The organism is Floridaenema aerugineum BLCC-F46 (assembly GCF_041929345.1).
Classification (GTDB): Bacteria; Cyanobacteriota; Cyanobacteriia; order Cyanobacteriales; family Aerosakkonemataceae; genus Floridanema; species Floridanema aerugineum.
Window position 1 is genome coordinate 61,274 of sequence record NZ_JBHFNQ010000108.1, and the last position, 26,709, is coordinate 87,982.

At 38.8% G+C, this 26,709-nt stretch carries 15 protein-coding genes; 2 read left to right on the forward strand and 13 right to left on the reverse strand.

What is annotated here, in order from left to right; all coding sequences use genetic code 11:
* The first annotated feature begins 67 nt into the window (after nucleotides 1–67).
* On the forward strand, nucleotides 68–259 hold the full coding sequence (locus ACE1CC_RS14180) for a hypothetical protein (protein ID WP_413271080.1): 192 nt from the start codon (nucleotides 68–70) through the stop codon (nucleotides 257–259).
* Between the two features lie 2 nt (nucleotides 260–261).
* On the opposite strand, the gene ACE1CC_RS14185 is transcribed toward ACE1CC_RS14180, so the two are convergent.
* The 13 genes from ACE1CC_RS14185 to ACE1CC_RS14245 all read right to left on the reverse strand — a co-directional run bounded on the left by ACE1CC_RS14185 (nucleotide 262) and on the right by ACE1CC_RS14245 (nucleotide 21,736).
* On the reverse strand, nucleotides 262–2,280 hold the full coding sequence (locus ACE1CC_RS14185) for an adenylate/guanylate cyclase domain-containing protein (RefSeq protein ID WP_413271081.1): 2,019 nt from the start codon (nucleotides 2,278–2,280) through the stop codon (nucleotides 262–264).
* Between the two features lie 83 nt (nucleotides 2,281–2,363).
* Nucleotides 2,364–3,896, reverse strand: coding sequence for a diguanylate cyclase domain-containing protein (locus ACE1CC_RS14190; protein WP_413271082.1), 1,533 nt, complete (start codon nucleotides 3,894–3,896; stop codon nucleotides 2,364–2,366).
* Nucleotides 3,889–8,346 (reverse strand): PAS domain S-box protein, encoded by a 4,458-nt coding sequence (locus tag ACE1CC_RS14195; RefSeq protein ID WP_413271083.1) that lies wholly within the window; start codon nucleotides 8,344–8,346, stop codon nucleotides 3,889–3,891. Before ACE1CC_RS14195 ends, ACE1CC_RS14190 begins: the two co-directional genes overlap by 8 nt.
* Nucleotides 8,347–8,355: 9 nt before the next feature.
* Complete coding sequence (locus ACE1CC_RS14200) at nucleotides 8,356–10,332, reverse strand: response regulator (protein ID WP_413271084.1); 1,977 nt, start codon at nucleotides 10,330–10,332, stop codon at nucleotides 8,356–8,358.
* Nucleotides 10,333–10,385: 53 nt separating this feature from the next.
* Complete coding sequence (locus tag ACE1CC_RS14205) at nucleotides 10,386–12,740, reverse strand: response regulator (protein ID WP_413271085.1); 2,355 nt, start codon at nucleotides 12,738–12,740, stop codon at nucleotides 10,386–10,388.
* 76 nt (nucleotides 12,741–12,816) lie between these two features.
* Nucleotides 12,817–13,212, reverse strand: coding sequence for a response regulator (locus tag ACE1CC_RS14210; protein WP_413271086.1), 396 nt, complete (start codon nucleotides 13,210–13,212; stop codon nucleotides 12,817–12,819).
* 24 nt (nucleotides 13,213–13,236) lie between these two features.
* Nucleotides 13,237–14,673, reverse strand: coding sequence for a sensor histidine kinase (locus ACE1CC_RS14215; RefSeq protein WP_413271087.1), 1,437 nt, complete (start codon nucleotides 14,671–14,673; stop codon nucleotides 13,237–13,239).
* Between the two features lie 18 nt (nucleotides 14,674–14,691).
* On the reverse strand, nucleotides 14,692–17,469 hold the full coding sequence (locus ACE1CC_RS14220; protein ID WP_413271088.1) for an ATP-binding protein: 2,778 nt from the start codon (nucleotides 17,467–17,469) through the stop codon (nucleotides 14,692–14,694).
* A 245-nt stretch (nucleotides 17,470–17,714) separates the two neighbouring features.
* A complete protein-coding gene (locus ACE1CC_RS14225) occupies nucleotides 17,715–18,389 on the reverse strand; it encodes a response regulator transcription factor (protein WP_413271089.1) in 675 nt (224 codons plus the stop codon).
* The gene (locus ACE1CC_RS14230; RefSeq protein WP_413271090.1) at nucleotides 18,356–19,222 is read right to left on the reverse strand and encodes a S1C family serine protease; all 867 of its coding nucleotides are present in this window, start codon (nucleotides 19,220–19,222) and stop codon (nucleotides 18,356–18,358) included. The genes ACE1CC_RS14225 and ACE1CC_RS14230 overlap by 34 nt, the downstream gene beginning before the upstream one ends.
* 75 nt (nucleotides 19,223–19,297) lie before the next feature.
* On the reverse strand, nucleotides 19,298–20,221 hold the full coding sequence (locus ACE1CC_RS14235) for a S1C family serine protease (RefSeq protein WP_413271091.1): 924 nt from the start codon (nucleotides 20,219–20,221) through the stop codon (nucleotides 19,298–19,300).
* A gap of 365 nt (nucleotides 20,222–20,586) precedes the next feature.
* Nucleotides 20,587–21,207: a DNA-3-methyladenine glycosylase family protein gene (locus tag ACE1CC_RS14240; protein WP_413271092.1), complete on the reverse strand. Its 621-nt coding sequence runs from the start codon at nucleotides 21,205–21,207 to the stop codon at nucleotides 20,587–20,589.
* Between the two features lie 178 nt (nucleotides 21,208–21,385).
* Nucleotides 21,386–21,736, reverse strand: coding sequence for a DUF4342 domain-containing protein (locus tag ACE1CC_RS14245; RefSeq protein ID WP_413271093.1), 351 nt, complete (start codon nucleotides 21,734–21,736; stop codon nucleotides 21,386–21,388).
* 587 nt (nucleotides 21,737–22,323) lie between these two features.
* On the opposite strand from ACE1CC_RS14245, the gene ACE1CC_RS14250 reads away from it, so the two are divergent.
* Nucleotides 22,324–26,430 carry a DUF4912 domain-containing protein gene (locus tag ACE1CC_RS14250; protein WP_413271094.1) on the forward strand — a complete coding sequence of 1,369 codons (4,107 nt, stop codon included), beginning with the start codon at nucleotides 22,324–22,326 and terminating at the stop codon, nucleotides 26,428–26,430.
* Nucleotides 26,431–26,709 lie beyond the last annotated feature (279 nt).

Here is a 26,709-nt window from a genome sequence, read left to right on the forward strand (position 1 = left end):
GAAAGAACAGATAGTATTACTATCAGCATTAGAGCGGTCTTTTAACCACTCTTGGGGGGAGTTAGAGATGTTAGAAAGACTTTTATTAGCAGCCACAGTTACTTTCGCGATACATTTTCTTTTACCAGCACATTCATCAGGTATTGCTCAGACAGATTGGCAAGTTTTATCGGCAAGAAAGACAACAACAGCACAAACAAATTTAGTAGATAAACAATTGCTAGCTGAAATTTGGCAACCAACAGATTCTCGGCGCTAATTTTACTTTTTACCTGTGAGCAGATAAGTTACCATTTCTCCTTTACCTTTAATAGGGATAGAACCCCGCTTAGTTAACTTGTACTTACCTTTTAACAATTGGTATGTAGTATTACTAACTTGAATAGTACCAGGAATACCTTGAGATTCCATGCGGCTAGCCGTGTTAACTGTATCACCCCATAAATCGTAACTAAATTTTTTAATTCCTATTACACCAGCTACAACTGGGCCTGTATTCATGCCAATTCTGAGGCTAAAACTTGTACCAGTTTTGCTATTAAATTCGGCAATTTTTATTAGCATTCCTAATGCCATTTCAGCTGCGGCTTCTGCATGATCGGGCCGAGAAGTAGGTAATCCAGCAACAGCCATGTAAGCATCACCAATGGTTTTAATTTTTTCTAAACCATACTGTTCGGCTAAGAGATCAAATTCTGAGAATACTATATTTAAGTTTTCTACTAGTTGCTGAGGAGATGTGTTAGCTGACAATTCGGTGAAACCTACTAAGTCTGCAAATAAAACTGTGACATTTTCAAAGCTATCAGCGATCGTATTTTGTTCTATTTTTAATCTCTGGGCAATCGGTTCGGGAAGGATATTGAGCAATAGTTTTTCGGCTTGTTCTTGTTGGTAACGTAGAGCTTCTTGCGCGACTTTACGCACTGTAATATCAGAAACCGTACCTTCATAGTAGAGCAAGTTTCCTGTGGAATCGCGCACTGCCCGTGCATTTTCACTAATCCAAATTACTTTGCCATCTTTACGCCGAATTAATGATTCAAACCCATAAACAGCATGATCTTTTTCCATTTTAGAAACAAACTCTTGGCGGCGATCGGGATCGAGATAAAGTTGATGGGAAATATCACTCAAAACAGAGATTAATTCCGCTGGCGAATCATAACCGTAAATTTTCGCTAAAGCAGGATTAGCGCTGAGATAACGTCCTGAAGGTGTAGTTTGAAAAATTCCATCTACTGCGTTTTCGACAATGCTGTGATATCTTTGTTCAGCTAATCTTAAGGCTTCTTCTGCACGTTTACGTTGAATTAGTGAACCTAATTGTGTAGCCACAGCATTAACTAGTTCTAGTAAATTTGGTTCGATTTTGGTGGGAGTTTTCTTGAAGAAAACTAAAATTGCTAATACTTCATTGGCAAGTACAATCGGAACGCCAAAACAACAATTTAATCCGGCAGCAACAACAATTTCTTGGCGGGAAAAAGTTGAAATTGATTCAGATCTAAGATCTTCGATCCATTCTGGCTGTCGATGTATGCGAATTCTTCCAGGTAATCCGACGTTGTAAGGAAATGTAAAATTGAGGCTTTTTTGTCTAAATATTTCTAAACTTGGTTCACTAGCATACCAAGCGGGAGAACATTCTAAGACTTGGCGATGTTCATTAGGAATCCAAGCTTCGCCAAAATCCCAGCCAATTGTTTTGCAGATTAAATGTAAAATTACTTCGATCGCACTGTCAAAGTTTTCGGCGCGACTAATGGCTTGAGTTGCTGCTAGTAAGAGACGGATTTTGACTTCGGCTTTTTTGCGATCGCTAATTTCCGCTTGTAACTGCTGATTTTTATATTCTAGTTGTTCTGATAATTTCTTTTGATTTAATTGATTGTTAATTCTTGCCAAAACTTCTTCTAGTTGAAATGGTTTAGTAATATAATCCACTCCTCCTACTTCAAAGGCTTTAATTTTATCTATTACCTGATCCAAAGCACTAATAAAAATCACAGGTATTTTAGAACTTTTCGGATTGGCTTTTAAAGCAAGACATACTTCATAACCGTTCATCAACGGCATATTCACATCCAGTAAAATTAAATCTGGGGGAGACATTTCGGCTGCTTTTAAAGCTATTTGTCCGTTAATTGCTTTTCGCACATAATACCCTTGCCCAGCCAGCATAGTAGATAACAGTCGTAAGTTATCCGGGGTATCATCAACGATCAGGATATTAGCTGTTGTTTCTGGAATTGATTGTGGTTCTTGTTGCTGATTCATCAGAAGCGATCGCTTATTCTTAAGTTACTAAGTGGGGAGTATTAACTATTCACCTAAATCTGCCCCTGATCGGAAAACTTTCTTTAACTTTTTTCAACTAAATTTTCTAAAACAATCCGATTTCTTCCTTGCTGTTTAGCCGCATAGAGTGCTTTATCAGTTATGGCAATTAAAATGTCGGGATTAATTTCTGGATTAGGAATAACAGTGGTAACTCCTAAACTTAGGGTAACAAATTCGCTGACACTAGAGGTCGTATGGGTAATTTTAAGAGCTTGAACTTTCTGTCTAATTGATTCTGCTACTTTTAGCGCACCCTTAGCATCAGTGTTGGGCAAAATCACGGCAAATTCTTCACCTCCATATCTGGCTACTAAGTCTGTTGGACGTTTAATACAATTATTAATTGTTGCTGCTACTTGCTGTAAACAAAAGTCTCCTACAAGATGTCCATAAGTATCGTTGTAAAGTTTGAAAAAATCTACATCACATAAAATTAAAGATAAGGGTAATTGTTCCCGATACATCTGTAACCATTCTATCCCTAAATATTCATCAAATAAACGACGATTAGCAACTCCTGTTAAACCATCTTGAGTAGCAAGTCGCTCTAGTTCTTGATTAGCTTTCACTAAAGCTGCTTCGGTTCTTTTTAGCTGAATTAGGGAAGCTAATTGGGTAGCTACAGTATTAACCAAATCAACCAACCTTTGTTCCGGTTGGCTTAATTGTTTTTTATAAAAAACCAGAATAGTCAAAACTTGGTCATTAGCTAAAATGGGAATACCAAAAGCTGTTTTTAACCCAACTTCTCCAGCATCTTTTTGTCTAATAAAGTTTGGTTTATTTTCCGCTGAAATATCTTCTACCCACTCAATTTTTTGGGAAGTCCAAATTCTTCCCGGTAATCCATGATTGGGAGCTAATGTTAAAGACTTACTTTTTTCTATAAACTTTTCCAGGCTTTTTTCACTAGTAAACCAACCAGTACTATATTCTAATTTACTAATTTTATTATTAGGAACCCAAGCTTCTCCCAAATCCCAATTTATGGCAAGGCAAAGTTGTTTAAGTGTAACTTTTAAAGCATCATTAAAATCTCCTGACTTACTAATTAGTTGAGTAGTCGTAAATAAAAATCTAATTTCTTCTTCCACTTTTTGTTTTTCAAAAATTTCTAACTGTAGTTGAGCATTTTGCTGATAAAGTTGCTTTTGCAGTTGATGAATAGTTAATTGATTTTCAACCCGAGCTAATACTTCTTCCACTTGAAAAGGCTTAGTAATATAGTCTACTCCTCCGACTTGAAAAGCTTTGACTTTATCTAAAGTTTCATCTAAAGCACTAATAAAAATCACAGGAATATGACGAGTTTTTTCTCCAGATTTCAGTTGTTTGCAAACTTCATAACCGTTGATTTCTGGCATATTTATATCTAGCAATATCAGGTCTGGTTGGCTTACTTCCACTCCTTTTAAAGCTAACTGACCATTGATTGCTTTTCTTACTTGATAACCTTGGGACATGAGCATATTGGACAAAAGCCGTAAGTTGTCCGGGGTGTCATCAACAATTAAGATATCTGCTTTATACTCTGTTGATTTTGATTTACTCATCAGGGCATTCTCTGCTTAGTTCGATAATTATATCCATCCGAAAGTTATCCACTAATTCTACTAGACCCTGAATTAGCTCGGACTGAGTTGCAGGTATTTTTTGAATCAGTTGAGTTACTTCTTGGTCGTTGATAGCGAGTGCTGCTTTGTGTAGTTTTGTTAACCATTCTTTTGGCATGATGCGTAAGTGATTGGGGTTAATGATTTTTGCTGGTAGTGGATGAATAGCGGTAGTAGATGATGAATCTGCTTGATAAAGATAACGCAATCCTAAATGTTTAGCCATTTTTTCCAATAACATTTCTTCCCGAAAAGGTTTGGGTAGAAAGTCGTCACATCCGGCTTTTAAGATATCTGATTGTTGCTCTTGGAAGGCGCTAGCAGTGAGAGCAATTATTACGGTATCATGACCTTGGGATTGAGATTTAATGTATTTAGTGGCTTCATAGCCGTCCATGATTGGCATTTGCATATCCATCCAAATTAAATGGGGGTGCCAATTTTCCCATAAGGTAATTGCTTGTTGACCGTTTTCTGCTTCGCGGATTTCAAATCCCAAAGGTGTGAGTAATTTTACTACTAATTGTCGATTTTCTTTAAGATCTTCAACTATGAGGATACGGTAGATGGGTTGATTGGGTTCTAAACCAATAATTTGCTTTGTGGAAGAGATGGTATTTTGCTCAAGATGTGAAACTACATGAGCAAAAATGTGGAAGGTGAAAGTAGTTCCTTGACTAAGTTGGCTGCAAACTGTTATGTCTCCTCCCATTAATTTGATGAATTGTTGACTAATGGGTAAACCTAAACCTGTTCCTTGTCCTGTCTGGCGACCTGTTTGGGTTTGGACGAAGGGTTGAAATAAATATGAAAGTTCGTTTGGTGCAATTCCTGGGCCTGTATCTTGGACTATGAAGACTATTTTAGTTTGCGGGGTAGAAGAAGAGTGATGAGTAGTTTCTGTTTCGTCTAAAAGAACTTGCAATTTGACAATGCCAGTGTGGGTAAATTTGATGGCGTTGCCTAGTAGGTTCAGGAGAACTTGTCGTAATTTACTTTCATCTGTTTGGATATATTGCGGTACTTGGGGAGCAATTTCAAATAGTAGTCGTAAACCTTTGGCATTTGCTTTGAGTCGCAGCAGTTCCTCAATTGAATTGAGCAATTCATGGAGGTTAAAAGGATTTTCGTTTAAGGTAACTTTTCCGGCTTCAATTTTTGCCATCGATAAAATATCGTTGATTAAATCGAGCAAGTGTTCGCCGCTGCGATTAATAATTTCTATGTATTCTTGCTGTTCTAAAGAGAGTGAAGGAGAACGAGCCAGGAGTTGACTAAATCCCAGGATGGCATTTAAAGGAGTACGCAATTCGTGGCTCATTTTAGCGAGGAATTGGCTTTTGGCTTTGTTAGCAGCGTCGGCGGCTTCTTTGGCTTTTCTTAATTCTAATGATTGTCTTTGGGTTTGTTCCAATAATTCTGCTTGCTGTAAGGCAACTGCTAGTTGGGTACCAATTTGTACTACTATGTCAATTTCTGCTTCTTGCCATTGTCGAGGGCTAGAACTTTGATAGTTGGCGAGTAATCCCCAAAGTTTATTGCCACGAAAAATAGGTACGGTGAGATAAGCTTTAGCTTGAAATTGTTCTAAAAGATTGATGTAGCATTGAGGAAAGTTGGCTTGATATATATCTGCTACTGCTAGATAGCTAGCACCACGAGTGTAAGCGCCGCCTTGGGTATCTTGTAAGTAGGTGTCTTTGATGATATCTTCGGGAGTATCCCAGGTTTTGATAACGCATCTATCGGATTCTAATGAATTAGTCATCATGTCGGGTTTTCCTTGATTTGATGTGATTAAAGAAACCGAATTACTAGTTACAGATTCAGCAACAAATTCTCCACTCCAGTCAGGGTTAAAGCGGTAAATGGCGACACGATCGCAGTTAAGAACTTGCCTTAGTTCTGAGGTGGTGGCTTTAAATATTGTTTCTAAGTTTAAGGTTTGGCGGATTCTTTCGATGGCTTTGGCGATCGCTTTAGAACGTTCGGCACTTTCTCGTAAGGCGGCTTCTGATTGCTGGCGTTCTGTGATATCAATTGCCATTGCTGCACCACCAATTACTTGACTGTGGTTGTCTACTAAAACTGTGTTATACCATTGGCAAATGATTCGTTTACCATCTTTAGTTAGATTTTCATTAATGTTAGTTTTTTCGCTACCTTCTTGCATTAATTTTTCTAAAAAATCACTAACATTTTCCCGTTGCTCTGGCGGTACTAATAATTCGATCGCATTAAGGTTTTTAATTTCTTCGGCTTGATATCCAAAAATCGCTTCTGCTGCTGGATTCCAGGCGACTATTTCAAAGTTTTTATTCCATTCAATGATGGCTACGGGGGTTTGCTGAACAAAGAATGATAGCCTTTTTTGTGATTCTCTGAGTTTGGAAGAGGAGAGTTTGCGATCGGTAATGTCAAACATTAAACCATGCCAAATAATATCTCCGTTTGGGTGACTTTCTGGTTTAGCAGCTGCTTCTATCCATTTAATTCCTGATGAGGTAACTATTCTACCTTCCCAGCGCCAAGGTTCTAAGGTTTGGGTACAAAGTTGGATGGTTTGATCGTGAATTTTGCGATCGTCGGGATGAATTTTATTGCAAGCTAATTCTAAATTATTTTGAATTTGCTCTGGTTCTAATTCGTAAATTTCTCGGCAAGCCGAACTAATATAAGTTAAATTAAAAGTTCCATCCGGGTTTTGAATGATTTCATAAATTATTCCTGGTACGTTGTCTGCTAATTTTTGGAATCTAGCTTCGCTTTGCTTTAAGGCTGCTTCTGTGGTTTTGCGATCGCTAATATCGGTGGCTGCACCAAGAATTTGTTCCGGCTTACCATCGGGGGTTCTACTGAAGACAATTTCTCGACTAAATAGCCAACGCCATTGGTTGTTTTTGTGGCGAATCCGGTACTCAAAATCAATGGCTTCCCCATCTTTAATTGTTTCCAGTTTGGTAAACCGTTCTCGCATCATTTGGCGATCGTCTGGGTGAATCAGATTCAACCAATCTTTGCTTTGTAAATGTTGTAATTCTTCTGGTGTATAACCAAGTATTCTCACTACTTCTGCGTTAGTGTAAATACTGCTGATTTCAGGTAAGGTATAAATATACAAAAGATTTGGATTAGCATCTGTTATTGCTTGCAACCAACGTTGACTTTTTTGCAATGCTTCTTCTATTTCTTTGCGTTGGGAAATATCTTCAATTATCCCGATAAAATACTGAGGATTTCCTTGGCAATCTCGCACTAATGAAGTACTAATATTTACCCACTTTATTTGACCATCTTTGCGAATTAAACGTTTTTCTCCCGAATAATTGTGAATTTTTCCTGCTAAAAGTTGATTTATATAATTTAAGCATCGAGGTATTTCTTCTGCCAGAGTCCAGTCTTGCCAACACAGTTGTAATAATTCGGGTTCTGGATATCCACTAATTTGACAAAACTGTTTGTTGACTCGGAGAAATTGACCAGTGAGAGATACCTGAGTCATTCCTACCGCAGCTTGCTCAAATATGGCGCGGAAACGCTCTTCGCTTTCTCTGAGTGCTTCTTGTGCTTGTTTTTCTGAGGTAATATCGCGGAAAGTTATAGCTAAACCATCAGCTAATTTAACAGCAGTAATTTGCAACCAGCTTTGGATATTTTCGTGGTTATAATAAATTTTTATATTCAGAGTTTCGCCTGTTTCTACTACTTTTACATAAGCCTCAAACAGTCCGCTTTCTTGATGACCAGGAAATTCTTTTAATAGGTATTTTCCTACCAAATAATCCCCTGGACAATGCTTAATTTTTTCGGCGGCTTTATTTAGTAAAATATATTTGAAATCTATAATATTTCCTTGAGAATCGCGGACAGAAGCTAAGGCAGTTATTCCATCTAAAGAACTGTTTAATATACTAGCTATAAGAGATTGGGTTTCTTGGAGATGTTGATTTTGTGTTTGGAGTTGTTTTTGTAAGTTTTTAATAGTAAGTTGATTTTCGATGCGAGCTAATACTTCTTCTACTTGAAATGGTTTAGTAATATAATCTGTGCCACCAACGCGAAACGCTTTAACTTTTTCAGAAACTTGGTCTAATACACTTAAGAAAATTACTGGTACATCTTTAGTTTGGTAATTTTCTTTAAGTTTCCGACAGACTTCATAGCCATTAATCTCTGGCATCATGATATCTAAAAGTATTAAGTCTGGTGGAGAGGCGATCGCATATTTTAAAGCCAATTCTCCTGAAATAGCTCTTTTAACGCTGTATCCTTTTTGATTGAGAACATCTGACAAGAATCTTAGGTTACTAGGTTGATCGTCAACTATTAAGATTTTTGTCTTGGCATTTTCAGTTTTTCTGTGGTTATACTTATTTTCTGATGGCAACATACCTTTAAACTACTTTATAGCTGAGTTTGTTATACGAACTATTATGTCAAGCCTAAAATCATTAAGCAAATCCCTTAAAGCATCGGCGAGGGTAGCAGACTCAACTGGCAATTGCTCAATTAGCTGAAAAATTAACTCTTCGTTAAGTTCATTAGCTGCTTGATGCAACTGCACTATCCAATTTTGAGGTACTTTAGCCAGTAAGGGTAAAAAGAATGAATCCGATCTTTGGTTAACAGAATAACGCTTGCGATAAAAAACGTTATTTATTTGAGGTAAATCTTCATAAACATATAGGATTCCTAAGTATTCTGAAATCTTGGCAAAGATTACTTCTTCTTGAAACGGTTTGCGGACAAAATCATCACAACCAATTGCTAAAAAATCTTCTTGTTTTTCTTCAAAAGCACTAGCAGTTAAAGCAATAATTATTGTATGAGGTACACAAAATAAAGTATCAAAGATGGAGAATTGGCGATCGCCCATTTCTAGTTGCGTCTCGATTTTTCTCCTTTGGTTTTCTTTGCTTCTAATAGCTTTAGTAGCTTGTAAACCATTCATCACAGGCATTCGTGTATCCATCCAAATTAAGTGCGGTTGCCAACTTGACCACAGGCTAATTGCTTGTTGACCATTTTCTGCTTCTTGCACTTCAAAACCGATCGGTTGTAGTAATTTAACTAACAACAAACGGTTCTCTCTATTATCATCAACCACTAAAATTCGACAAGGTGTTTGTTCTTTCTCTAATCCAATTACTCTTTGCCTTGTTTGCGGCATAATTTCCCCAGCATTCGCCAGCGAAACTTTAATATCAAATTTAAAAATTGTTCCTTTGCCTAAAACACTACTAACAGTAATATTTCCCCCTAATAATTGCACAAATTTGCGAGTAATTGTTAAACCTAAACCTGTTCCTTCAGCACTTTTTCTTCCCGATTCTGTTTGAATAAAAGCATCAAATAACCTATCAATTTCTTCTGGGGCAATGCCTACTCCAGTATCTTCAATTTCAAACTCAAGCCTGCATGATTGATGATTTAACCTAGACTCATTCTCACTAACTAAATTGACGCGCAGAGTAATACTTCCAGATTGGGTAAATTTAATAGCATTACTGAGCAAGTTAATTAAACAGCTGCGTAATTTCTTCTCATCAGTTCTAATATATTGAGGAATTTCTGGTGGTATTATTAAGATCATTTTTAATTTCTTTCTTTCAGCTTTGATTTGAAACATTTCTTCCAAACCATCTAAAAGCCTATAAAAATCAAAGCTGTTTTCATCGATTGAAACCACTCCTGATTCTATTTTGGATAATTCCAAAACATCATTAATCAATTCCAATAAATGTGTACCACTACGATTAATAATTCTCAGGTTTTCTGCCTGATCGCTACTCAGCATACTATCGCGCATCATTACTTGAGCGAAACCTAAAATTGCATTCAGGGGAGTACGCAACTCATGACTCATATTAGCAAGAAACTCAGTTTTAGCTTTAGAAGCGGCGGCGGCGGCTTCTTCTGCCTTTTTGCGTTCAACTATTTCTTCTTGTAATTGCTGATTTTGGGCAATTAGTTGTTTTTGTAATCTACGAATTGTTAGTTGATGTTCAACTCTGGCTAAAACTTCTTCTACTTGAAATGGCTTGGTGACATAATCTACACCCCCAACTTGAAAAGCTTTAACTTTATCTAATACTTCATCAGAAGCACTAATAAAAATTACGGGTATTTCCCAAGTTGAAGAATCAATTTTAAGTTGTTCGCACACTTGATAGCCATTCATATCTGGCATTCTAATATCAAGTAAAATTAGGTCTGGTTGGGCCGATCGCGCTGCTCTTATTGCCATTTTTCCATTAATTACTCCCCGAACTTTATATCCAGAATCGGTTAAAGTTGCTGAGAGAACTTGTAGGTTTTCTGGCGTATCGTCAACAATCAAAATATTTCCTTTATGAAAGTTGTTATTGCTATCCATTAGTTTTAAATTGTTAGTTGCCAACCAAATATTAACTTGTTAATTTTGCTGAATTACTTTCTTTGTTCTTCGATTAAATCGATGATTTTATCACAACGGAAATTGTGAGCTAAATCAGCAATTAATCGACTAATATGGGCAGATTCTGGGGGTACTTGTTGCAGCAAGAGAAAAATTTGTTCATTATCCACAGAATCAGCCGCCTGATATAGCTCATTAATCCATTCGGGAGGCATTACTTGTAAACAGAAAGGCTCAAGATTATGTGATGAACCTATGTTTCCATTTGAACTTTCTTGCCCAATTAATGAAAAACCTGCGGCCTGGTTTTCTTCACTATTTAATGATGAAATTGGTTGCTCATAAATATAACGCACCCCTAAATATTGAGCCATTTTTTCTAAAATTACCTGTTCGCGAAATGGTTTAGCGACAAAATCATCGCAGCCTACTGATAGGATAACAGAACGTTCTTCTTCAAAAGCACTTGCTGTTAAAGCAATTATTACGGTTGCTTGACCTTTTAAATGAGTTTTGATGTATTTAGTAGCTTCATAACCATCCATTACAGGCATTCGCATATCCATCCAAATTAAGTGCGGTTCCCAAGTTGACCATAATTCCACCGCTCGCTGACCATTTTCTGCTTCCTGCACAGCAAAGCCAAGGGATGCTAATAGTTTTACTAATAAAAGACGGCTTTCTAAGCGATCGTCAACTACGAGGATACGATACTCAGGTTGTCCAGGTTCTATTGCTACTACTCTACGGGTTTCTTGAGTAGTTTGGATCTGACTTTGCTCGACAATATTAATGGCAATATGAAATTTAAAAATAGTACCTTTACCCAAGATGCTGCTAACAGTAATGTCTCCTCCCATAAGTTGAACAAATTGGCGGCTTATTGGTAAACCTAAACCAGTTCCTTCTTGCGATCGCCGCCCAGTTTCAGTTTGCATGAATGGTTTAAACAAATTCTCGATTTCTGGCAAAGAAATTCCGGCTCCTGTATCTTCAACTTCAAAAAATAAATAATTTAGTGAATGCTCATTTTCTTTATTTCCAGTTTCATCTGCCAATTTGACTCGCAATGTTACCCCACCTTCGGCAGTAAATTTAATCGCGTTTGCCAGAAGGTTAATTAACACTTGTCGCAATTTACCTTCATCAGTTTCTATATATTGAGGCAGATTTGGAGCGCCATCAAAAATTAATTGTAAGCCTTTTTTCTTAGCCTGTAGTTCCAACATTTCATCTAGGCTCTTTAACAGGTGATACAGGTCAAAAGTATTTTTATCTACTGTTACCCGTCCCACTTCAATTTTAGACATTTGTAAAATATTGTTGATTAGTTGAAGTAAATGTTCTCCACTGCGGTTAATAATTCCTAATTGTTCTTGTTGCTGAGGTTTTAAAGATAAATCGCGCAATAATAATTGAGTAAAGCCTAAAATCGCGTTCAACGGAGTCCGTAATTCATGACTCATATTGGAGAGAAATTCGCTTTTAGCACGGTTCGCTCGATCGGCTGCTTCTTTTGCTTGTTGTAATGCTAATTCGGCTTGTTTGCGATCGGTAATATCTTGGCTAACAGAAATTACGCAAGTTTCCCCACTTATTTCGATGATTTCTGCTGCTAGTAATGCAGTTTTAATATCTCCATCTTTGGTGCGAAAATCAAATTCAAAGTTGCGAATTCTGCTGTTACCAGTTAACAACTGAAACAAGCGGACGCGATCGGATAAATTCACCCATAAATTTAAGTCGAGCGCCGTACTACCTATGATATCTTTGTTGCTGTAACCAATCATTTGGCAAAAAGCATCATTTACTTCAATATGACGACCATCACTGAGTCTGGTAATAGTAATTGGATTTGGAGAGGAGCGAAAAGCTTTGGCAAACTTTTCCTCAGAAAGACGCAATGCTGCTGTACGTTCTTCGACAATACTTTCTAACTTTTGATTCATCCGCTGGAGTTGAGCATTTTGCTCTGCCAGCTGTTGTTCTAAAAAGTAGCTATGTACGGCTTCTTTAACAGTTAGTTTTAAATCTTCGCTTTGCCAAGGTTTAGCGATATAACGATACAATCGAGCATATTTAATAGCATTTCCCACTGCTTCCAAATCTGCTTGACCAGTGAGCATAATCTTGAGAGTTTTAGGAATTAGTTGATGAATCTGCTTTAATAATTCATCTCCTTTTATATCGGGCATGATATAATCACAAATAACCAAAGGAATGTGATAGTTATCTGCTGATAATTCTGCAATTAACTCTAAAGCCTCAGCGCCATTTTCCGCAGTTTCAATCAAATAATCATTGCCTAATATTGCCTTGAGTTCTATTTTTAAACTATCTCGGATCGTTGCTTCATCATCAACACAGAGGACGAGCGGTTTTTTCATAGTTGCTCCCATTTATAAATTTGCTTTATTTATCTGATTTTTTGAAACTATCCAAATAATTTTTTACTAACTCAGCTTATACTCGTTTCAAACCAGATTTAATAGTGTCAATTAATTCATCACTACTCCAAGGTTTGTGTAAGCAATTGTGTAATGCTGCTTTTTCTTTAGCACGTTGAATAGCTGTTTCATCAGCTTGTCCAGTCAGCATAACTTTAATGATGTTGGGATATTTATCATGCACACGAATCAAAAATTCATCGCCTTTAATCCCTGGCATTAACCAATCAGAAACAATCACTAAAATATCCGTTTCTTCTGATTGTAATTCTTCGATAATTTCTAAGGCTTCATCGGCACTTTCGGCTACTTCATAAGTATAAGCATCGCCAAATTCTTTTTTTAGTTGAATTTTTAAGCTGTTTAATACTACTGCTTCATCATCAACACACAAAATTGCTGGTTTAGACATTATTATTTGCTCCTTAATTTTGGTTTAGTCGTTAGTATTGAATGGTAAATTTACAGTGAAAGTGGTTTTTCCTGGCACACTTTCTACTAAAATTTTTCCCTCATGCTTTTGAACTATTTTTTGCACAATGTCCAATCCTAAACCGCTACCTTCTCCGGGTGGTTTAGTAGTGAAAAATGGTTCAAAGATCCTTGGCATTACTTCGGGAGCAATTCCCTTGCCACTATCAGTTATACTAACTACTAAGCTATCACCTTGATGAGTGACGCTAATAGTTAAAGAACCTTTGTAGTCCATTGCTTGAATTGCGTTATGAATTAAATTTGTCCACACTTGGTTTAATTCATCGGGGTAACATAGCAAAGATGGTAAATTAGATTCATAGTTTCTGGTGACTTCTATGCCCTGTTTTAGCTGGTTATTATAAAGAGTTAAAACTGTTTCTATGCCTTCGGTAATTTGCGATCGCACTTTTTCTCCTGAATGATCGTAACGAGCGTAATTTTTTAAAGCAAATACAACCTTGGCGGCTTTTTCAGTCGCTGTTCTAATTGTATCTGTACTTTTTTGAATACTCCCGACTTGGTAAGCTTTTTCTAATATTTGCGCTCCATTTTCATCTTTTAGGAGAGGAACTAGGGGTGAGATGCGATCGTAAATCCCTAAATCAACTAAAGTATCGGCAATAGTATCAGCGTTGCTAATTTCCTCTGTTTCTAATTCTCGGATCAAAAATTTTTTTAATTGGCGCTTCTCTTTACTAGATAAACTAGTTCTTTGCTGACTCGATCTTTGTAATAACTCTAAGAAATATTGCTGAAATTCCGGCGTTAAAGAGTGGAAAAAATCGGGGAATTTCAACAAGTTTTCTTTCAAAAAATCAGCAATATTTTCTACTGATGAACGGATGGCACCCAAAGGAGTATTAATTTCATGTGCTATTCCCGCCACAAGTTGTCCTAAAGCCGCCATTTTTTCTGATTGAATTAACTGTTCCTGAGTATTTCGTAGTTGTTGGACAATTACTTCTAAATCGTGATTTTTAATGGTCAGACTTTTTTGCAATTCACGAATTGCTAAATGGGTTTCAACTCTGGCTAAAACTTCTTCTACTTGAAATGGTTTAGTGACATAATCTATTCCCCCAACTTGAAAGGCTTGTACTTTATCTAACGCATCATCTAAAGCACTAATAAATATTACTGGTATTTCCCTTGTTAATTCATCTTCTTTTAATTTTTGACAGACTTCATAGCCGTTCATTTTCGGCATATTAATATCCAGTAAAATCAAGTCTGGAGGCATAGCTTTAGCGCCTGTTAATGCTAGTTCACCATCCATAACCGGACGAACTTTATAACCTTTTTCGGTTAACATTCCTACTAAAAGACGCAGATTAGCTGGAGTGTCATCAACAACTAAAATGTTAGCCTGATACGGTTTGTTTAATTCATGATTCATCGTTACTTATATTTCTCCTTAACCTGCTGTTAATACATCCAAGATTTTTTCATACTCGAAATTTTCCATATAATGCTTGATTGAGCTTGCTACACTGGGATTATACTGAGAAATTTCTGCAATTATACTGATAGCCGAATCTAGATCAATACTAATTATTGCTTGCTTTAAATTGGCGAGTAATGGCTTAGGTATATTCTCTAAATCATTGGCTGTCAGTACATGATTAGTAACCTCTGATAATGAAGGTGAATCCTCACTCCGATCCTCATAAATATAGCGTACTCCGATATGACGATTCATGATTTCAAAAATTTCTGCTTCCCGGAATGGTTTACGCAGAAAGTCATCGCAACCTGCGGATAACACCACAGTTCTTTCTTCTTCAAAAACGCTAGCAGTTACAGCAATAATAGCGGTAGCTTGACCTTTTGTGGTTGCTTTAATATGCTTGGTAGCAGTGTAGCCATCCATGACTGGCATTCGCATATCCATCCAAATTAAATGCGGTTCCCATTTTTCCCAGATGGCGATCGCTTCCTCACCATTACAAGCTTCCCGCAATGCAAAACCCAGCGGATTTAACAATTTAACTAAAAGTTGGCGATTTAACGCTTTATCATCAACAATTAAAATTCGATAACAGGGTTGATTTGGTGCCAAACCAATAACTTGGCGACTAGACTTATAAGTTGGAACTTCTGCACTATCAACAACTTGAGCTTGGACATAAAATTTAAAAATTGTCCCTTGATTGATTACAGAATTAACGCTGATTTTTCCACCCATTAATTGCACGAATTGTTGGCTAATAACTAAACCTAACCCCGTTCCTTCTTGAGAATCTTTTCCAGTTTTAGTTTGCACAAAAGCCGCAAATAAATTCTCTAATTCCTCTGGTGCAATACCAGAACCAGTATCTTCAACTTCAAAGTAAATCTTTATTTTACCCCCGTTATCACTGGTTGTTTTTTGTGCAACAGATTGCCAATTACTATTATCTAATGACACCCTGACTGACACACCACCCTCTTGAGTGAATTTGAGTGCATTATTCAGCAAGTTAATTAAAATTTGCCGTAACTTGACTTCATCAGTACAAATATACTGTGGTACATTGGGATGAACTTCAAACACTAACTGTAAATTTTTATCGTCAGCCTTTAGATAAAACATATCTTCCAAATCGTTAAGCAGACGATGAAGATCGAAGCTTTTTTCGTTTAAAGCGGTTCGTCCTGCTTCAATTTTAGATAAGTCTAAGATATTATTAATTAGAGTTAATAAATGCTCTCCACTCCGCATAATAATACCAATGTTTTCTCTTTGTTCTGGGGTCAAAGTTTTCTGGCGACTGATAATTTGGGAAAATCCTAAAATTGCATTTAAAGGTGTCCTTAACTCATGACTCATATTAGCCAGAAATGTACTTTTTGCTTGATTCGCCACTTCAGCTGCTTCTTTCGCTTTAACTAATTCTGTTGTCCGTTCTGCCACTCGTTGTTCTAAGTTTGTAAATGATTCTTGTAGTTGTTCTGCCATTGAATTAAAAGATTTAGCTAATTCCCCTAATTCATCAGAACGTTTTACTTCTATGGTTTTTTCCCAATCACCTTTAGCAATATCTTTAGCTGCTGTATTTAAGCGCAAAATTGGTTTAGTCACCCAACGAGCAGTTAAAATCCCAGTAATTATGGCTAATCCTAAAGCTGCTAAACATAACATAATTGTCATGCGGTTATTAGCATCAATTCGTTCCGTAAAATCTGCTTCGGGAACGACTACCACAATCAACCAATCTAAACCATTTCCATCTTGAAAGGGCAAAATTTTTACGAATTGCTGCTTACCATTGACAATAAAGTTTACTTGTTGAGGCAATTGGATTTGGTTTGATTTTTGCAAATTGCTGAATAAATATTGAGCCGTTGCTTTAGTTAATAGGTTACTGCTATCTTCGGCTCTGATTAATTTTCTAGTTTTGTCTGGCTCAATCCGAAAAGGTTTTTCTGCGGTAGAAGTTGCTAGGAGTGTGCCATTTCTTTCGATAATAAATGCTTGTCCAGTTTTACCAATTTTTAAACTATTCAGAAAGTCGCCAACATGATCTAAACGTAAAGCAGTATGTACTACTCCTTGTAATTCATTTCCTTGGGGGTTGTAAACTGGTTCAGTGCCACTAATTAGTAAGGTTGGTTCTAAAATAGAAATAAAAACATCACTCCATGTTGGTTTACCTGCTTTGACTGCGTTTTGATACCAAAACCAAGTGCGGGGATCAAAATCTCCCTTAGTCATTGCCGCAACAGAAGTCCGATCGCCCAATTCATTAGTATGATAAGAAATGAAATCATTATTAACCTTAGTTCCTGCTATATTCATCATTAAATCACCATTAGACATTCTTTCCCCAGAACGATATTCTCCTTTCGCATTAGCTACAGCAGTAAAATTAATGTAAGGATATAATTGAACTTGATGCCAAAGGAACTTTTCCCACGCATCCATTTCTGTCATATTCAAGTAGCCCATTTTAATCATATTGAGCTTATTTTTATTGATAATATGCGGAGTTTCTACGTAAACTTGGAGATTTTGCTTAACTCGATCGCCAACCTCATTCATTAATTGACTAGCTAAATCATTTACTGCTCGTTGACTATTTCTGAAAGAAAGATATCCTACTATTCCTACTGTTCCGAGAATTTGCAACACAAAAGGAACTATTAATACAGTCCTTAAAGGAACTCTTCCCGCAGCTTTGCTCGTCCAGCGATCGATCGATTTGATTATCATACTTTGTTATCTGCTCTTTGATTTATCAATAATAAATGCAACTTCCCCCGATCTCAAATTGGCATTAGTTTCTCTTTTTTAGGTCAAGAGAAACTAAAAACTTAGTCAAATTATATTGTACTTAATTTTCGTTAAAGTTAGGTAAATAAAATTTTGTTTTCCATTCGATTAGATAATACCAAATATATAACACCAAAAAAACTTACCTTTTGCTGCTTTAGGGAACTATTCATTAATATGGTAACTTACAATAAAATTAGCCCTTGACGAGCGCCCAAAATTACTGCCTCAGTGCGGCTAGAGGCATTGAGCTTACTAAAGATTGAGGCAATGTGAAATTTCACTGTATGCTCAGAAATCCCTAGCCGACGGGCAATAGTTTTATTACCCAAACCTTCAGCCAGCATAGTTAAAACTTCAATCTCGCGACTAGTTAAAGCATGATTTAATTTAGTAGGTATAGGTCGAGTATTGCTAGGTAAAACTGATACTAAAGAATCTACCATATCTGGATGTAAAACTGTTAAACCAGTTGCCGTTGCCATAATTGCCTGAATAATTTCCTGGGCCGTCGCTTCAATGGGTAAAACGCCACGTACCCCAAAACGCAAAATTTCCGCCAAAGATACAATTTGCCCATTATTTACTAACAGAACGATCGCCAAATTAGCCAATTCCGGTTCCAAAGAAAATAGAGTCGGAGCACCATCATTTTCCGACTCATCCCACTCCCATAACAACACATCTGGCTGAAGTTGCATCACCTGTTGCGCCAAAGAATCTGAACTAGAGAAACTGCCCACTACATCCAAATTAGAATTAGTAGAAATCAGCGCCTCCAGTCCAGCCCGCATCACTACAGAGTTCGCAACTATCAAAACGCGAATCACGCCGCCTCCGCCGAAGAAACTCTGCTGCATAACACCACATCCGCTACCATTCGCCTACCATCACGCTGAAAATTCAGCGTTATTCCATCACCAACATGAGAATTTTCCAGGATGCGAAATAACTCATTTGGTTTGTGAAAAGGAATTCCTCTGACACCAGTTAACACATCACCAACTTGCAGTTTCGCAGTTTCCGCTGGACTTCCCGCCTCAACTTCGGTAATTAACAAACCAAAACCAGGTCTACAATTAAAAGCAACTAAAACAGGTTGCAAAGTTACACCTAAATAAGGACGATCGGGATAATTACTCACAAATTGTTGCACCACATTGCTAGGTACAGAAAACCCTCGACCATTGACAATCATGGTGTTAATTCCTATTACCTGACCTTGCACATTTGCTAAAGCCCCTCCTGAATTCCCCGGCGCGAGTTTAATATCTGCTTGTATCCAATTGCGCCGACTAAATTCAGTTGAGCCAACACTGTGAATAATCCCCGTAGTTACCGCGCCCATTAATCCCAAAGGATTACCAATTGCTAATACTAATTCTCCAACTCGAAGGTTTTCGGAATCTCCTATTTGCGCCGCCGGAAGGTCTGTAGCCTCTACTTTTAATGCCACTAAATCTCCCTGGGGATTTTTAGCAGTAATCGTTGCCATGAAAACTCTGCCATCAGCGAGTTCTACTTCGGTTTTTCCCCTAGTGCTAACAACATGATCGTTAGTAATGATGACTCCATCACTACTCCAAATTACCCCAGAACCAACGCTTCTTTTACTTCCTCGAATTTGCACATTTGAACGCCGCAATTCTTCCGTTACTGCTGTTAATTCCGCAGCTAAATTTGCCCAAATCATTTCTATTTACCTCGTGACTCTAAATGTGAAAATTCCCAATCCCGTAGGACAGGCATCTTGCCTGTCAGTCGCCCATTATTCCCTTTCCCCGACAATAATTGTTAATTGCGTTAAAGTGCCACCGCGAATAATTTGAGCATTTAAAGGTTTACCGACTCGATCGGGATCGAGCATGGCATGAACATCGCTAACATCATTAATTTGTTTGTCATTTAGCGCCACCAAAATATCACCAATTAATACTCCTGCTTTGTCTGCTGGTGCATCTGCTTCAACGCTAACAATAATTACTCCGCCATTCCCGGAAATATTTAATTGTTTTCGCAGAGGTTGAGGTAGTTGTACGGGTTGCATTCCTAAACCTAAATAACCAGGTTTGCTGCGTTTTCCAGTTAATATTTGCTCAACTACTCGGTTGACAGTAGAAGTAGGAATGGTTAATACTAATTGTCGAGGGCCAGCAGTATTAATCCCGACAACTTTGCCTTGGGCGTTAACTAATGCACCGCCAGAAAAACCGGGATAAAGCATGACTGAAGGACGAATAAATTGGTCTATTTTTCCGCCATGCCAAGTGCGCCAAGTGCCGCCTAAAGCGCTAATTACTCCTAAGCTGGCGCTAATGCCGCTGTCTGGGAAACGCGCGATCGCTAACACCATTTCTCCTACTTTTAATTCTGTACCATCGCTCAAATTTGCTGTGGGTAAAGCCTCGGTTTCTGCTAATCGTAGTAATGCTAAATCAGTGCCGGAGTCGCGCCCAATTAAAGTAGCGGAAATAGTGCGATCGTCCGGCAAAGTAACCGTAATATCTTCATCTCTATTAATTGTATGATCTGCTGTGACTACAATTCCCGATCGCCAATGCACACCCGCAGAAGACATCCGCCTGCGCCCATTCACCGCCACTACAGAACTTCCCGACTGTTCTACAATATCCGCCAAATTGTTCGAGAGTTGTTGTAATAAATTCCCACTCTCTGTTGCTGAAGTTACCATATCATTCCTTTGATGTCGCTTAATTCTAGAATGCAGAATTATCCCCTTTAGCAACATCGGATAAATGGCGAGTTACTTACCTAGAAAAATGGCTAGTAAGTAGGTGTAAATAAATAAAGTGATAATAGTTATTTAAGGATGGGGCAGGCAGGATGCCCACCCCACAAGAAAGCTGTCACTCTTGTGGGGCAGGCAGGATGCCCACCCCACAAGAAAGCTGTCACTCTTGTGGGGCAGGCAGGAGAGCCCGCCCTTGTCTCGTTACCAGGTTCAACCTGGTAACGAAAAACAGAGGCTCTGCCTCTTAGCACTCCGATCTCAGTCAAGGTAAAATTTAATTTTCTGCTTCTACAATAGTCGATCGCCTAAAGTGCCAAACTGCGCCACAAGTAGCGACAAGCAATACTACGATAAGGTTGCCATTTTTGGGCTAATTGTTCGATGGTTTTGGGATCTGGTAATGTGTTTAAATTGTATAGTTTGGCGATCGCACTTCGGATACCTAAATCATTCACTGGTAATACATCAGGGCGATGCAAATGGAAAATTAAAAACATTTGTGCTGTCCATTTTCCTATCCCTTTAACTTGCGTCAAACTTTCAATTACCGCCTCATCTTCCATTAATGTTAATTCTGGTAAAGTCGGTAATCCTTGCTCAATTTTTAAAGCTAAATCTTTTAAATAACTAATTTTGGGGCGGGAAATCCCGACACTGCGAAGTATCTCATCTGGAGTTTCGAGAATTGCTTGGGCTGTTAATTGGCGATCGCACTGCTGATACAATAACACAAACCTTTGAAAAATTTTTGTCGCTACTATAGTAGAAATTTGTTGAAAGATAATTGCTTGGGAAAGTGCTGTGAGTAAATCTAAGTTCTCTTGGTAGTAAGTTAATTCTAAACTTTCAGTACCAATTAGATCAATTACTTTAGCCAATATCGGATCGGATTGCTTTAAGTAAGTAATAGCTTTAATTTGTGCCATTGCTTAAAATTATTAACTTTAAATCGTTTTTTTTTGACTACTAATTTAGGTACGTTGTTGCGCTTTAGCGCTAGAGATAAAAAGAGCGCTAAAGCGCAACAACGTACAACAAACAGCGCTTTCCGGCAACCAAATCGGAATAGCGCTGTGAGATTTAAATACTTAACAAAAGGGAATTTTATTGCTTACGTTCGATCGCTACAGTCACGTTAGCTACTGTTCCGGCTACAGCTACTACCGCCGCCGCCAAGGGAAATACAACTGTACCGACAACTAAGCCTGGAACACCAACTAACAGAGGAACTTCTGTCAAAACTCGACCCTGTTTGTTTTTAACTACTAGGTAACGATTTTCAGTTTTACCAACTACATTTTTGTAGAAATTAGCTACTGTATCACGGTTAATTTTAACTTCTTCTACCCGCACTTTTTCTTGAGTTTCAGTAGCATTTTCCCCTTCTTCAACAGGGGTTGTTTCAACAATTACAGTTGGTGCTTGGTTTTCAATTTTTTCAAATTGTGCAGTCATTTTTGTGTGCAGGTTTAAACCCACTTCCGAATTCAATTAATTCGATCATGCCTGCTTCTTGCGGGAAATTCAGTAGGAAAACCACACTGTTGAAAGTGGTGTTTACCCTACTACAAGTACAGACTGGTAAGTGGGAACAAAGGAATAGGGAGAATTTAATTTAACCTGTACCCTTTCCCCTTCCTGAGAGCGTTCTGTCCTATAGTTAACGCAAGTTGCTAGTTATTAATTTTCAGAAATTTTTCAGGCTGTAGGGTGCGTCAGATAGTAAATTTTTGGATACGATCGCTAATTTTGGCTCTCTGACGCACCCTACTCAATATAACTAGCAACTTGCGTTAGTTAAAGACAATTTACAAAAATCATACATTTAAAGGTATAAGTAGTTACAATTACACAGTAAAAAATTACATATTAAAGGTGAACTTATTGCGGTAAAGTTAATGGCAACCAATAGGTTGATAAATGTTAACTACAGGAGAGTTGACAAAAACCCATTGGTCAAAAGATATTTACTTACAGGTTATCACCATGTTTAATTTTGGTTGTCCCCTGTAAAGTTTTCTAGTATACGAAGGGTTAGATAAATGTCCGGTAAACAAGAGAAACCGTTAGCGGCACTAGCAATAATGCTAGCTTTGGCAACTACCTCGGCTCCGATCGCAGTTAATTCTACAGCCCGTCCCCTGTTAGCGCAATCATCGAGCAGTACTTCCTTTCCGATGCCCAAGGAACTTCCTCGCGGCAAATCATTACGTATCGCTGGTTCTACCAGCATGATCAAAATCAATCAAGCCTTGGAGAAAAATTTTAAAACTAAATATCCGGGTACAGATATTAAATTTTCTTATCAAGGCACCAATGCCGCACTCAAAGCTTTAAGACAAGGAAAAATAGACTTAGCTGCGATTGGTCGCCCCCTGACAAAAGAAGAAAAAGCTCAAGGATTAGTTGCCGTTCCTGTAACTCGCAACAAAATCGCCATCATTGTTGGACGAAATAACAGATTTAACAAAAGTATTACCGCCCAACAGTTTGCTAGAATTTATCGCGGTGAAATCTCCAACTGGTCGCAAGTTGGTGGAAATCCAGGGAAAATTCGCGTAGTCGATCGCCCAGAGACTAGCGACACTCGGCAAGCATTTTTCACCTATTCCATCTTCCAAAACAACCGCTCTAAAATTAGCCCAAACAAGAAAAAAGTTGCTAAAGATAGCACGGAAGCAGTAATTAGCAACTTGGGAAACAACGGCATTGGCTATGCAATTTCCGATCAGGTAGTCAACAACCGCAGAGTGCGAGTTGTGCCGATGCACAATGCTCTACCGAACAGCGTTCGCTATCCCTTCTCTCAACCGCTGAGCTACGTTTACAGAAAATCTAACTTAACTCCAGCAGTAATGGCATTTTTGGGTAATGCCACATCTTCGCAAAACCAAAAGTTAGTTGAAGCTAGTCGAGTTTCTGGGGCAATGGCGGCTATTGATGGGAGCACAACCGCCAAACCTCCAGCCGTCAAGCCTTCTGCTTCCTCTCCACCAGCGGCAAAAGCCAAACCCAAACCAGCGGCTGGTGCAGTCGCCACAGATGAGTCAAAGGGTGGAATTTCGCCTTGGCTTTGGTTGTTGCTGCTGCCTCTGTTTGGTGGGTTAGTTTGGTGGTTGTTTAAAGGTCGAGGTGGCAGAGGTGCTGCCCCTGTTGTTCCGCCTGTAGTTCCAGCCAAAACTCCAGAAAGCCGAATTACTCTTACGCCCGGTAGATCTCAAGATGCTTACGCTCATTGGCAAGTTCCCGATCGCGTCAAGGAAGAAATGCGGCGACAAGGTGGGCAAAAAATGAAGCTGCGTCTTTATGATGTCACGCATATTGACATGGATCGGCAACCACCTCACAGCGTCAAGGAATTTGACTGTAGCGAACAACAACAGGATTTGCAAATGCCGATCGCACTTCCCGAACGCGATTATATTGTCGAACTCGGTTATCTCACCAACGATAATCGCTGGCTGAGTGTAATTCGTTCTCTTCATGCCAGAATTCCAGCTGCTGTACCAACAGATAGCAGTACACCCGCAACAACCCCAGTAGGTGCAGATGTAGCCGAAGTTAATCAACTATCAGAAGCTGTAGACGAAGGTCGATTAATTTTAGTTCCCCAAAGTTCCCAAGATGCAATTGCTTGTTGGGAAATTACCGCAGAACGGAAAGCAGCATTGCAGAAATTGGGTGGCAAAAAACTAGCATTACGAGTTTATGACACCACTGGAGGCATTGACTTAGATCGGCAAACAGCCAATAGTATGTGGCAATATGGCTGCGATGAACAAAGCTCTAATTTGCATATTCTGATCTCTCAATGCGATCGCGATTACACAGCCGAGATCGGTTACATTACTGAAGATGGACAATGGCTAAAAATTGCCCGTTCTTCACCAGTACGAATCAACAGCGAAGTTAAAGATAGTGAAATTCCCACCGTTGCTACAGGTGCATTAGGAGTCGCCGCTGCCGCTGCTGAAACTCCCATCCAAAAAGAAAATCGGTTAATTATAGTACCGAAAAACGCCCAAGAAGCTTATGCTTGCTGGGAGATTTCACCAGAAAAGCAGGCAGAAATACAACAGTTGGGTGGCAAAAAATTAGTATTGTGCCTTTATGACATTACAGGAGACATTGACTTAGATCTGCAACCAGCCCATAGTGAGTGGCAACACGACTGTAACGAAGATCCTAATTTACAGATTCCAATTGCTCAAAGCGATCGCGATTACATAGCCGAAATCGGTTACATTACCGATTATGGACAATGGCTAAAAATTGCCCGTTCTTCACCAGTACGAATCAACAACGAAGCACAAGATAATGGAATTTCCCCCGCTGCCTTGTCTGCGTTAGCTGGTACGATCGTTGAAAAAGAAACCTCTGAAACTCCCGTCCAAAAAGAAAGTAGGTTAACTCTCTTGACGAGAAACTCCCAAGAAGCTTATGCTACCTGGGAAATTACAAGAGAAAAGCAGGCCCAACTGCAAGAATTGGGTGGGAAAAAATTAGTATTGTACCTTTATGACATTACAGAAGACATTGACTTAGATCTGCAACCAGCCCATAGTGAGTGGCAATACGACTGCGACGAACAAAGTCCGAATTTGCAGATTCCAATTGCTCAAAGCAATCGCGATTACATAGCCGAGATCGGTTACATTACCGATTATGGACAATGGCTAAAAATTGCCCGTTCTTCACCAGTGCGAATCAACAGCGAAGTTAAAGATAGTGAAATTCCTGTTGCTACTGGGTTAGCTGGTACGATCGTAGAACAACCAACTTCTGAAACTCCCGTCCAAAAAGAAAATTGGTTAATTCTAGTACCAAGAAACTCTCAAGATGCTTACGCTTGTTGGAAAATTCCCCCAGAGAAACAGGCAGAATTACCAACATTGGGTGAGAAAAAACTAGTATTGCGACTTTATGACACCACTGGAGGCATTGACTTAGATCGGCAACAAGCTCATTGTGTGCGAGATTATGAGTGCAACGAACAAAACACAGATTTACATATTGCACTTCCCCAGATCGATCGCGATTATGTAGCCGAGTTAGGTTACATTACCGATGATGGAAGATGGCTAAAAATTGCCCGTTCTTCACTAGTGCAAATCAAAAGCGAAGTCAAAGATAGCGAAATTCCCGCCACAGGTACAAGCATTGCAGGTGCAACTCCCGTAGTTTACAAACCAACTCCCACCACAACAGAAACTCTACTATGGTTAATAGTCCGTGACTTGAAAAGTGCAGATGTTTACTGGGAAATTTCCGCAGCACAAAAAGCCGAGTTGCAAACAGTTGGGAAAACTCTGCGGCTGCGAGTTTACGACATTACAGGGATTGACTTCAACAAACAACCAGCGAATAGCTTGCAGGAGTACGAATGCGATCCCAACTCTACTAATTTACGGGTGGTGATTCCAGTGAGCGATCGCGATTACATCGCCGAATTAGGCTACATTACTAATGATGGTGAATGGCTAAAATTTGCGCGTTCTGCTTCCCTGCGAATTGTTAGTCCACCAAAAGAAGTTTCTGTAGAATCGATCGACGCTAAAATCACACCCCCAAAAGCACCATCCGGTTTTATCGGTAACGTCGCGCAAGTCATTTCCGAAGGGGTGAACAATGTTGCCAAAGTAATAACCAACGTCGTGGCAGATACCAGCAAAACAACCACCAATTTAAATGGAAATGCCTTGACAGTTGATGCCACAGTTAACGGAAGTAAAGCCGCAGTTGCAAAACTAGGAACAGCTGCTACAAATAATACTGGCACAAATGGTAAAGCGGCGAGCAAGAGCGAATGTCGGATTATTCTTGTACCTTTTAATGCTAAGGATGCTTACGCTTATTGGGAAGTTTCCGAAGATTATAAGATAGCTCTGAGGCAACAAGGTGGGAAAACCTTTATGCTGAGAGTTCATGATGCCACTGATTTGGATATCGATCGTCAGCAACCGCACAACACTCAAGAGTATCTGTGCGAAGAAACACAACAAGATCGGCACGTTTCTGTTCCGGCACCCGATCGCGACTACATTGCAGAAGTCGGTTACTATACCGATGATGGTCGCTGGTTGCGCTTAATTCGCTCTTTCCATGTTCGCATACCTCTAGAAGGTAAATCCAAATGGGTATCCGTCTAAAGCCGGACGTAGAGTCGTTGTAAATCATGTAGAGACGTTGTAAATCATGTAGAGACGTTATATATAACGTCTCTACATGATTGCACCAAGGCTAAAAACCTGGAGGTGAGCAAATAGCTAAACCTGAAAGCATAGATTTTTCGTCAACAAACCCGGTTTTTCAAGTCTGATTACTCAGATCTTGCACAACTAGGAGGTGGAACCTCCCACATCTTCGTTCCCCGGTTCAACCAGGGAACGAAAAATAGAGGCTCTGCCTCACAAGTGCAAGATCTGAGA